This is a genomic window from Massilia sp. AB1 (assembly GCF_018119385.1).
Classification (GTDB): domain Bacteria; phylum Pseudomonadota; class Gammaproteobacteria; order Burkholderiales; family Burkholderiaceae_D; genus Telluria.
This window is the reverse complement of record NZ_JAGKSG010000081.1, coordinates 1-10,049: the sequence shown is the minus strand read 5'-3', so window position 1 is coordinate 10,049 and position 10,049 is coordinate 1. Positions and strand designations below refer to the sequence as shown.

Annotated in this window: 9 protein-coding genes; 4 read left to right on the top strand and 5 right to left on the bottom strand. The window is 62.4% G+C overall.

All coding sequences use genetic code 11. From position 1 onward, the window contains the following. Positions 1-8 precede the first annotated feature (8 nt). The 3 genes from rtcA to J8847_RS23475 form a co-directional block, all read right to left on the bottom strand. The gene (gene rtcA / locus J8847_RS23485) at positions 9-1,040 is read right to left on the bottom strand and encodes an RNA 3'-terminal phosphate cyclase (protein ID WP_211527106.1); all 1,032 of its coding nucleotides are present in this window, start codon (positions 1,038-1,040) and stop codon (positions 9-11) included. A 35-nt stretch (positions 1,041-1,075) separates the two neighbouring features. Beyond that, positions 1,076-2,311, bottom strand: coding sequence for an RtcB family protein (locus J8847_RS23480; RefSeq protein ID WP_211527105.1), 1,236 nt, complete (start codon positions 2,309-2,311; stop codon positions 1,076-1,078). Between the two features lie 237 nt (positions 2,312-2,548). Then, positions 2,549-4,108 (bottom strand): RNA-binding protein, encoded by a 1,560-nt coding sequence (locus J8847_RS23475; protein WP_211527104.1) that lies wholly within the window; start codon positions 4,106-4,108, stop codon positions 2,549-2,551. A 192-nt stretch (positions 4,109-4,300) separates the two neighbouring features. On the opposite strand from J8847_RS23475, the gene rtcR reads away from it, so the two are divergent. Further along, positions 4,301-5,911, top strand: a complete 1,611-nt coding sequence (gene rtcR, locus J8847_RS23470) for an RNA repair transcriptional activator RtcR (RefSeq protein WP_211527103.1) — start codon at positions 4,301-4,303, stop codon at positions 5,909-5,911. A gap of 152 nt (positions 5,912-6,063) precedes the next feature. After that, positions 6,064-6,549: a DUF6328 family protein gene (locus tag J8847_RS23465; RefSeq protein ID WP_211527102.1), complete on the top strand. Its 486-nt coding sequence runs from the start codon at positions 6,064-6,066 to the stop codon at positions 6,547-6,549. A gap of 425 nt (positions 6,550-6,974) precedes the next feature. On the opposite strand, the gene J8847_RS23460 is transcribed toward J8847_RS23465, so the two are convergent. Together J8847_RS23460 and gcvA are read right to left on the bottom strand one after the other, a co-directional pair. Beyond that, a complete protein-coding gene (locus J8847_RS23460; protein WP_211527101.1) occupies positions 6,975-7,619 on the bottom strand; it encodes a DJ-1/PfpI family protein in 645 nt (214 codons plus the stop codon). 10 nt (positions 7,620-7,629) lie between these two features. Continuing rightward, complete coding sequence (gene gcvA / locus J8847_RS23455; RefSeq protein WP_211527100.1) at positions 7,630-8,529, bottom strand: transcriptional regulator GcvA; 900 nt, start codon at positions 8,527-8,529, stop codon at positions 7,630-7,632. A 93-nt stretch (positions 8,530-8,622) separates the two neighbouring features. On the opposite strand from gcvA, the gene J8847_RS23450 reads away from it, so the two are divergent. Both J8847_RS23450 and J8847_RS23445 read left to right on the top strand, forming a co-directional pair. Then, on the top strand, positions 8,623-9,507 hold the full coding sequence (locus J8847_RS23450) for an EamA family transporter (RefSeq protein ID WP_211527099.1): 885 nt from the start codon (positions 8,623-8,625) through the stop codon (positions 9,505-9,507). Further along, on the top strand, positions 9,504-9,791 hold the full coding sequence (locus J8847_RS23445; protein ID WP_211527098.1) for a hypothetical protein: 288 nt from the start codon (positions 9,504-9,506) through the stop codon (positions 9,789-9,791). The genes J8847_RS23450 and J8847_RS23445 overlap by 4 nt, the downstream gene beginning before the upstream one ends. Positions 9,792-10,049 lie beyond the last annotated feature (258 nt).

The following is a 10,049-nucleotide window of genomic DNA, read 5'->3' as shown; positions in this document are numbered from 1 at the left end:
ACAAAGTCTCACCCTGCTTTGCAAGCAGGCGCGACCGTGCACACGTGACGCCTTCCCTGCCGTTCGAAGCCAATGCTGACCGGCAGGAAACGCCCGATCACCTCCGCATTGGTCAGCGCGTGCTGGCTGACCGACGAAGTACTGAACTGGCCGCCGCCAGCCAGCGCCAGGGGCAGCATCAACTGGTCCGCCAGATGCTCGCCGACCGCGGCTTCACACGACTGGAACTCCCGCATTTCCGCCAGCGCATGCTGGGCCACGTCTTCCGCCCTGACCATCTTGGCGCCGAAGCCGGCGAATACTTCCGTAACCTGCGCATACTCGAGCGTCAACAACACGGCATTGCCTGGGCCCTGGCCCGGCGGGAGCGTCCTCATCAGCAGGTTCTGCTCATCCCACCCCGTCTTGCTGCCAATGCAGGCAAGTTCGCGCTCGCCCACATGCCCCGGAATACCGGCCACCAGCGCTTCGGCATAACCGCGGCGCAGCTCGCCGCGCTCCAGCAAGTGGATCGGTTTCAGTTCCGGACAAGGCGCCACCGAAGCCACCGCCACGCCGCCACCCGCCGGATAGAATCCGTGACGCTCCAGACGGAACTCCACCTCCGTCCCCATCGCCTTCAACAACGGGCAATATGCCCGCTGCAGGAATTCGAAAGGCGGCGCCATCGAATTATGCGTGCCGCCACTCACCCGCACGGTCGAGGGCCCGTCCGCATGCAGCAAGGCCAGCGCCAGCGTCTGCAAGACAAGCGTGCAACTTCCGGCCGTGCCGATGGCGAACTCGTAGTCGCCAGCCGTCAGCCTGCCAGGCGCGAACACCAGCTCCCGCGAGCCGACTTCGGCGTGGGTTACGGTCGCACCACTGATCCGGGCTGCCGCCTGGACCACCACCAGGTGCTGACGCATCAGCCCCGGCTTGTCCCGGTTCGCCCGGATATTCGCTACGCGAAATGGCTGCCCGGTAATCATGGACAGCGCCAGCGCCGTCCGTAGAATTTGTCCGCCGCCTTCTCCGGCGGCGCCATCGAGTTCGATCATGGTCGCCTCTGTTCTTTTACCAATAAATGATCGTGTCACCCCTTCACGCAGACAATCTGCTTGAGCGTGTGCACGACCTCGACCAGATCACGCTGTGCGTGCATGACCGCATCGATATCCTTATAGGCCATCGGGATCTCGTCGATCACGTTGACGTCCTTGCGGCACTCGACGCCTTCGGTCGCGCGCGCATGGTCGTCGACAGTGAAGCGGCGCTTGGCCTCGTTGCGACTCATCGTCCGGCCGGCTCCGTGGCTGCAGCTGTGGAAGCTGTCCGGATTTCCCTTTCCGCGCACGATGAAGCTCTTCGCCCCCATCGATCCCGGGATGATACCCAGCTCTCCCGCCTTTGCCGACACCGCACCCTTGCGCGTCACCAGCACATCCTTGCCGAAGTGATGCTCCTTCTGCACATAGTTGTGGTGGCAGTTGACCGCTTCCACATGCGTCTCGAAAGGCTTGCTGATGACGGTGCGCACGGCCGCGATCAGGTTCTGCATCATGACCTCGCGGTTCATGCGCGCGAACTTCTGGGCCCAGCTCACGGCCTCGACATAGTCGTCGTAGTGCTCGGTTCCTTCTTCGAGGTAAGCCAGGTCCTCGTCCGGCAGGTTCATGATATGCCGGCGCATGTCCTTCTTGGCCAGCTCGATGAAGTGGGTTCCGATGGCGTTTCCGACGCCGCGCGATCCGGAGTGCAGCATGAACCACACCGCGCCGGTCTCGTCGAGGCACACCTCGACGAAGTGGTTCCCGCTGCCCAGCGTTCCCAGGTGGCGGTAGTTGTTCGTCTTTTCCAGCGACGGGGTCTTGACGCAGATCGCGTCGAACTCGTCCTTCAGCGTTGCCCAGGCGGCATCGACCGGCACCGGCGGCGTGTTCCACGAACCGACGTCGCGTCCGCGATGATTCCGCGTCTTCGGCGACATCCCGTGCGGGATCGCCCGCTCGATCGCGCTGCGCAGGGCGGACAAGTTGTCCGGCAGATCATTCGCGCTCAAGGTCGTCTTGGCGGCCATCATTCCGCAGCCGATATCGACACCGACCGCGGCAGGGATGATTGCGCCAAGGGTCGGAATCACGCTGCCGATCGTCGACCCCTTCCCCAGGTGGACGTCCGGCATGACGGCAATGTGCTGGTAAATGAACGGCATGCGCGCCGTGTTTGCCAGCTGCTTGCGCGCGGCATCCTCGACCGGCACCCCTTCGGTCCACATCTTGATCGGACGTCCGTCGTCGACGTCCATGACTTGATAGCTGTTCTTTTCCATTTTTCGTTCTCTACACATCAATAAAGCCGATGACAAGATCGGTGAAATGTGTACTGCACTGAGCTACTTGGCCTGCGCCAGCCTGGGGTTGAACCAGGGACCTCCGGGCATGCCCGGCGCTCCATCCTGTAATTTCACCAGCATTCATCGAACACGATTGAGATGACGGGACAAGAATGGCTGCGACGGATACAGTTTGGAATGTAATCGCAGCCGCATTCCCGCCCTCTCAAACCTTTACGCCACCGGCAGCTCGATCGCCTCGATCTCGCCTACCCAATGGCGACCGTCCAGCTTCCCTTCCGCGAAGGCCGCGACGATCTTGAATACTTCATCCGAAAATCCCCCGACATTGAGCACGTCGTCGCGCTCGCAAGCCTGGGTGCTCGCATTCGGGGCGCAGTCGATGCACACCAGGCGCGCCTTCGGATTGCGCCGTTTGAAAATCTCCCACTCCGCCATCATGGCCGACGCTCCGCGGCGCGCATCGACCCAGGACTCGTTGTCCGACACAAAGACCACGAGCTCGGCGTGAACCTTGTGCTGGTTCAACCAGGCCAGGGGCGCGCTGCAATTCGTGCCGCCTCCAGGCTCGGCGGCCAGCTTGGCAGCGTTGTCGAGCACCTTATCCGCCGGGCTCAATGCGCAGGAAACAACCTTGACTTCGAAAGGCAGCACCAGCGTTTCCGGGTTCTTGCGCAACATGGCCGACGCGACCAAGGCCGCGACATCGATGCAGCGGATCGCCGAGCTCGCCGTTCCGCGCGCACCGGAGACCGGCGCCGACATCGACCCGGACACATCCGGGCACACGACCACCTTGCCCATCACCACAGGCACATTGCCGAGTGCAAGCTCGAGCGCATCGTGCAGCGCCTCGCGCACTTCCATCGGCACATCCGGCGAGGCCGCCTGGTAAGCCGCCATCAGCTGGTAAGGGAAGGCGCCAGCTTTCGCGATCAGCGCCGGGTTGCGCAACTTGTCGGCAATCAGCTTTGTCATTCCTTCCAGCGCGAAGACGCCATGGCGCGCGAAGGTATTCAGGTTCATCCGCACCATCTGCCAGCTTCCCTGCAAGGCCAGCTGCGCCCACTCCTGCGCACCGAGTTCCAGCGCGGTCAGCATCTGGAAAGGCACATCCGGCAGCGGCTGGGTCCGGTCGCGCTTATAGGCTTCGAAGGCGCGGGTCAGCGGCGGCAGGCTGGCCATGTCCACCGGCTTGCCGATCAGCCAGGCGAAGAAGGCTTCGCGCCACGCCTCGGCGGGCTTGGGATGGACCATCTTGACCACGTCCGCCAGCGAAGGCGAGTTGCCGACGGCAGCCGACAGCAGCTGCGCTTCCGTCGCCTGGTTCAGCCAAGCCTGCACCAGCTTCTTCGGCCGCGATCCCAGCGAGCGGCGCCCCACTGCGCCCGAACGCAGGATCTGCACGAAATTGCGCAGCATCTTCCCGTTGTTCACGACCCGTCCGAAGGTGGGTGCCAGTTCGGCGGCCCGGGCATTGGCCAGGATGGCGGTCAGCAGCGCAGGCATGTCCTTCATGTAGCCTCGCTCGCGGAAATACACCGCGGTGCGGGCAATGAAGGCCGAGTCCAGCTGGCTGCACAGGCCGGTTACCGCCGACAACTGGGCCTCCGCGTTCGCGTAGAACGTCGCATGCAGGCAGCCGGTGGCGGCGTACTGGGCGAGCTGGTGACGCGGCGTCATCGCGTACGCCGGCGCTCCTGCACCGTTGACAGCATCGGTGGACGGCAAGAATGCGCTCTTGAGTGTGCTGAACAGCTGAATGTTGGCCATGATGCTTATCCTTTTCTTCTTGTCTTGCATCTACTTATTGCAAAGCCCGTGCCAGGTCTGCCATTCACGCGTTCTCCATCAGTAAGTCATTGATTTTTATACCATTGGTCAAATGACATGAAATGTCGGGCAGTTAAGGCTGGTGGAGATGCCTTATGTTAATATATACATAGAGATAAACATTTATAAAAAATGAAGAAGCGTACAGTCGTCATCGGATTCGTCGGCACGAAGCTCGACAGCGGAAAAGGCAGCGGACGCTGGGAGAAATGGAGACCGAGCATCGCGCTGACCCAGCACGACGATGTGGTCATCGACCGCTTCGAGCTGATCCATGACGCTTCGGCGCAGTCGCTGGTCGAACAGGTAGTGGAAGACATTGCCGGCGTATCGCCTGAAACCCAGGTAGTGCCGCGCACGATCAGGCTGCAGAACGCCTGGGACTTCGAAGAGGTGTATGCGGCACTCTTCGATTTCGCCAAGACCTATCCTTTCGAACCAGAAGAAGAGGATTACTGGATCCATATCACGACCGGCACCCACGTCGTGCAGATCTGCATGTTCCTGCTGACCGAAGCCCGCTTCTTCCCGGGACGGCTGGTTCAAACCTCGCCGCCGCGGCGCCAGGGGCCGGGAGAACCGGGCACCTATGCGCTGATCGACCTGGACTTGTCGCGCTACGACCAGATCGCACAGCGCTTCTCGCGCGAGCAGGTCGAAGGGGTGGCATTCCTGAAATCCGGCATTGCCACCCGCAACGCCCGCTTCAACGCAATGATCGACGAGATCGAGCGGGTGGCGATCAAGTCCAGGGCGCCCATGCTCCTGATGGGGCCGACCGGCGCCGGCAAGTCCTTCCTGGCCCGCAGGGTGTACGAGCTCAAGAAGGCCCGGCACCAGATCGACGGCAAGTTCATCGAGCTGAACTGCGCCACCCTGCGTGGCGACGGCGCGGCCTCCACCCTCTTCGGCCACACCAAAGGGGCGTTCACCGGCGCCGCCTCGGACCGCCCCGGCCTGCTCAGGAGCGCACACCGCGGCCTGCTGTTCCTCGACGAGATCGGCGAGCTCGGCCTGGATGAACAGGCGATGCTGCTGAAGGCGATCGAAGACAAGCGCTTCCTGCCGGTGGGCAGCGACAACGAAGTCCAGAGCGATTTCCAGCTGATCGCCGGCACCAACCGCGACCTGGCCCAGGAAGTCGTGGCCGGCCGCTTCCGCGAAGACTTGCACGCCCGCATCAACCTCTGGACTTATGTGCTTCCCGGATTACGCGAGCGGGCGGAAGATATCGAGCCCAACCTCGGCTACCTGCTCGCCCAGTTCAGCGAGGAGAACGGCCAGATGGTGCGTATGAACCGGGAAGCCCGCGAACGCTATATGAAGTTCGCCGGTTCCCCGTCGGCCCTGTGGACGGGAAATTTCCGCGACCTGCTGGCCTCGGTCACCCGCATGGCCACCCTGGCCGATGGCGGCGGCATCACCGAGGCCATCGTCGACCACGAGATCCGCCGCTTGCAGAGCCAGTGGCAACGGATGGCCCGCCCTGGCGACACGGAAGGCGTGAGGCTGGCGGAGGTCATGGCGCAAGAGGAAGTGGACGGGCTGGACCTGTTCGATGCCATGCAATTGTCCAGTGTAATCGCCGTGTGCCGGCAATCGAAGTCGCTGTCGGAAGCGGGACGCAAGCTGTTCGGCGTTTCACGAGAGGCGAAAAGCAGGCCGAACGACGCCGACCGCTTGAAGAAATATCTCGCCCGCTTCGGGCTTGCCTGGGACCAGATCGGCAGCACGCCGAACTGAAGCGCTCGCGCACAAGGGCCGCGCTGTGGCCGGCGTGCGACTCAGCGTGCGCTTGCCGAGAACTTGTCCTTGGCATCCGCAGATCCTTGCTCCATAGTGGTTTCAAGCGTGCGCGCATTGATGGTCGTCGACTTTGCGCGTACTGTTCAGTCATGGAAAAAGAGCAGACTGAGCTTAAAAAAATCGATTCGGAGATGCGCAACATTATCGAGGAAGCGCGCGTCATCCTTCCCGGGATTCAGGCCCTTTTTGGATTCCAGACCATTGCGGTCTTCAACGACCGGTTCGAGGACCTGGCGACATTCGCGAAGATCTGCCATGTGCTGGCACTGGTCATGGTCATCGTTTCGGTGGCAATGGTCATGACGCCGGCCATCTATTACCGGACCTGCCGAGGTCACGCCACCCACGCCATGGTCAGGTTCGCGTCGCAGATGATTCGCGGGGCGCTTGCCCCGCTTGCCATCGGGCTCGCCCTCGACATGTTCACCGTGATCTACCTGGCGACTGCGGACATGCCCGCGCGCCTGGCAGTCAGCATCGGCGCCGCGGTCGCGACGCTGCTCCTGCTGTCCGGACTGTGGTACGTCGTTCCGCGCAGGGCGCAGAAAGTAGGGAACGAAACGAGGGGCTACTGATCCATATGTGAAAGGCCGAACAGAGAGGCCTTCTTGCAGCCGGATAATAAGCAGCCGAAACAAGGACGACACGGCCAAGATCTGGTGGCAAAGAGGAACCGCCGCGACCTGCCGTGGTCGTAGACACGTCGGCGACTACCCGAATTGCATAACGCAGAACTGGGCGACACTCGTCAACCCGAGGTTCCGTTAATCGGGGGGGACAAAGAGGGTGACGAGTGTTGGCCCAGCCGTTCACGGCATACGCAGCGCTGGAACAAGACGGTGCTTCATCCTGCATCCTTCTGGACGGCGATGCCGCACGACTGGGCGTCCTGGCCGCAGACAGCCAGGCGACAAGCCTCGGCGAATAGCCGGGGCTTGTCTTTTGCAGTGACGGCGTCCTTCTTCGTTGCGCGCTTCAGGACCTGATTCCGTCGATGCGGCTATTGCGCTTGCTCCTGCGCCGGCGCCGACATCGAGGCGACGAGTTCATGAAACCAGCGTTCCTGGCGCGTTTTATGGAGCCGGTACCAGGCCTTGGTGGTTTCCGGTCGCCAGACCTTCAGCATCTTCAGCACTTCGTAAGAAAATTCGAGAGGCGCCAAGCCGGTCGCGGTGATCAGGTTGTCGCCGCGCACCGCAGGATCCTTGCGGTACCAGGCCTCTCCCCGGTAATCGGGACAGGACTGCTTCAGGTAGCCGAGGTCGTTCGACGTATGACGCCGCCGGTCGAGCGCACCGACACCCGCCAGGCCGATCGTCGCGCCGCAGATAGCCGCCACATGGTGGCCCTGGTCCAGCAGGCTGGCGGCCAGTTCGAGAACGGGCTTCACTTGCGGCGACTCCCATATCTCCGCGCCCGGCATCAGCAGCAGATCGCCTTCCTGCATCCGGATCTCGTCGATCGCCAGGTCCGGCATGTAACTCACGCCGCCCATGCTTTTGACTTCGTCGCGGGTCAGGCCGGCTTTGAGCAGGCTGAAATCCATGCCCGGATCGGCGAAGAAGCGGCGGCTGTTCAGCTCGGCGGTCAGGTAGCCGATTTCCCAATCGGCCAGCGTATCGACGGTTACCAGGAATACCTTCATCGCAGCCTCCTCATGTCGTGGCAGAGCAGTATAGCTGGGCCTGTTCCTGGGTGCGCAGCCATGCCTGGAAATCGCTCACTTCGCGCCTGCCTTGCCCGTCCTGCGGGACGACCAGGTAGTAGGAAGCGCTCGCAGGAATGGATAAGGTCCCGATCCGGCACAGGGTCCCGGCCTTGAGCGCGTCGGCGACCAGCCAGCTCCTGGCCAGCGCGACGCCCTGCCCGCTCTCGGCCGCTTGCAGGACCAGGGCCGAGTCGCGGTAGACCGCGCCGAACTCGCATTCCGACGGGTCCAGCGAGGCCTGGTCCAGCCAAGTCTCCCATGGATGGAAATCGTCGCGCAGGAGGATGGCGCGGCGCAGGTCCTGGATCAAACGAAGACGGTGCGCGCGGATGTAGGCCGGGCTGGCAACCGGGAACAGGCGTTCTTCGAACAAGAGTTCGCTGCTGACGCCTGGCCATTGCCCGTCGCCGTAGCGGATACCGAGATGCGCGCCGGCCGCCTTCAGGTCGACCACGGCTTGCGTGGCGGCGACTTCTACCTCGATGTCCGGATGGCGGAGGAAGAAGTCGCCCAGGCGCGGAAGCAGCCACCTGGCTGCGAAAGAAGGGAGCACATTGATGCGAAGGCGCCGGGCGTCACCGTGACGCAAGCTGTCGGACACTTCGGCCAGCTGCTGCAGGACCGGCCGGACCACGGCCAGGAACTGCTCGCCTTGTGGCGTCAGCGCGATCTCGCGTCGCGACCGGTCGATCAGGGAGGTCCGCAAGGACGACTCGAGTGCACGCATCTGGTGGCTGATGGCGCTATGGGTGAGGTGCAGTTCGGCGGCGGCCAGGGTGAAACTGCGCAGGCGTCCAATGGCTTCGAAGGCGCGCAAGGTGTGCAGCGGCGGGAGGGACGAACTCATTGTGTGAATGGCATTCAAGAAACGGTGAGTATAAAGCGTTTTTTCTCTGCGATTGGCGATGCTATAACGTGATTTTCATTCATGGAATCGAGTATGCACCCTCGTCATTTGCTCGCCGCGATCGGCATCGTCGCCATCTGGGGCTTCAACTTCGCCGCCATCCAGCTAGGGTTGAAGGATCTGCCGCCGCTGCTGCTCTGCGCACTGCGCTTTACGCTGGCCGCCCTGCCGGCGGTTTTCTTTGTGAAGAAACCGGACGTCCCATTCGGGACCATCGTCACTTATGGCCTGGTGATGTTTGGGATCCAGTTCGCCTTTCTGTTTGGAGGAATGAACCTGGGTGTGTCGGCGGGACTGGCTTCGCTCACCCTTCAGCTGCAGGCGTTCATGACGATCGGGCTATCGGCATGGCTGTTGAGCGAGCGCCCTACCCGTTTCCAGATTGGTGGCGCGGTATTGGCCTTCTCGAGTATTGCCCTGGTCGCTGTCAATGTCGGCGGCGATGTGTCGGCGCTCGGCCTGGCGGCGGTGATCCTGGCGGCTTTGGCTTGGGCATGCGGGAACCTGCTTGCGAAACGCATGGGCAAGGTGAACATGTTTGCGCTGGTGATCTGGGGCAGCCTGGTGGTGCCGATTCCCTTGTTCGCACTGGCGCTTCTGGTCGAGGGGCCGGCGCGCATTGTGGAGAGCATCTCGCATCTCAAATGGAGCTCAAGCGGGGCGATCGCCTATCTGGTTTATCCGACGACGCTGCTCGGATTCGCGGTGTGGAATCGGCTGCTGGGATTGTATCCGGCGGCGAGCGTGGCCCCGCTAACTTTGCTGGTGCCGGTGTTCGGGATGGCGTTGTCGGTCGTGGTGCTTGGCGAGGAACTGCAGCCGTGGAAAGTGATGGCGTTCGTGCTTGTCATCCTGGGGCTGTGCGTGAATCTGTTTGGGGCGAAGTTGTTTGTGGGTCTGAAAGGAGCGGGTCAATGAGGAACGATGGCGGTCTTCCGCAAGTCTTTGTGCCGGGTGCGGAGGCAGCGCCTTATGTGGCGGATGCTCGATCGGCGTGGCGGGTGAAGCTGGCGTTTCGCGTCGACTTCACGAATGGCGGCTATGTGGAGGGGAAGGACTTTTTGCTGGATATCCCCGGGACGGCGGTCTCGGTGGGACGCGCGGCAGAGATGCTCGTGTCGTCGATGAATTTGTTGCGGGCGGGGCCGGTTACCATACTCGAGATGGAGGTGGTGCGGCGGGGAGAGCATGATGATTTGTGAAGGGCCGCTGTGGTCTGCTGGCGCTCGGTGACCTTGGGTTCCGGCCAAGGGGACGCCGAGTCCCGGAAGTCGTAGCCGCCAGTGGCGGGTACGACGGTTTTGAAGTTAGATGCGCTATCGCGGCAGTATTTCGACTCCCAGCTTAAAGACCGTCGTCCCGGGACTCGGCGCCCCCCTTGGCCGGGATCCAAGTTTGTCGCGTTTCGATAGCGTCTTTTCGGACGCCCAAAGCAAAAAAGCCCACTCAGATCACTGAGC

What these genes read in the sequence shown, in the direction of transcription:
- rtcA (WP_211527106.1), bottom strand. Translation starts at nt 1,040, where the DNA reads ATGATCGAACTCGATGGCGCCGCCGGAGAAGGCGGCGGACAAATTCTA.
- J8847_RS23480 (WP_211527105.1), bottom strand. Translation starts at nt 2,311, where the DNA reads ATGGAAAAGAACAGCTATCAAGTCATGGACGTCGACGACGGACGTCCG.
- J8847_RS23475 (WP_211527104.1), bottom strand. Translation starts at nt 4,108, where the DNA reads ATGGCCAACATTCAGCTGTTCAGCACACTCAAGAGCGCATTCTTGCCG.
- rtcR (WP_211527103.1), top strand. Translation starts at nt 4,301, where the DNA reads ATGAAGAAGCGTACAGTCGTCATCGGATTCGTCGGCACGAAGCTCGAC.
- J8847_RS23465 (WP_211527102.1), top strand. Translation starts at nt 6,064, where the DNA reads ATGGAAAAAGAGCAGACTGAGCTTAAAAAAATCGATTCGGAGATGCGC.
- J8847_RS23460 (WP_211527101.1), bottom strand. Translation starts at nt 7,619, where the DNA reads ATGAAGGTATTCCTGGTAACCGTCGATACGCTGGCCGATTGGGAAATC.
- gcvA (WP_211527100.1), bottom strand. Translation starts at nt 8,529, where the DNA reads ATGAGTTCGTCCCTCCCGCCGCTGCACACCTTGCGCGCCTTCGAAGCC.
- J8847_RS23450 (WP_211527099.1), top strand. Translation starts at nt 8,623, where the DNA reads ATGCACCCTCGTCATTTGCTCGCCGCGATCGGCATCGTCGCCATCTGG.
- J8847_RS23445 (WP_211527098.1), top strand. Translation starts at nt 9,504, where the DNA reads ATGAGGAACGATGGCGGTCTTCCGCAAGTCTTTGTGCCGGGTGCGGAG.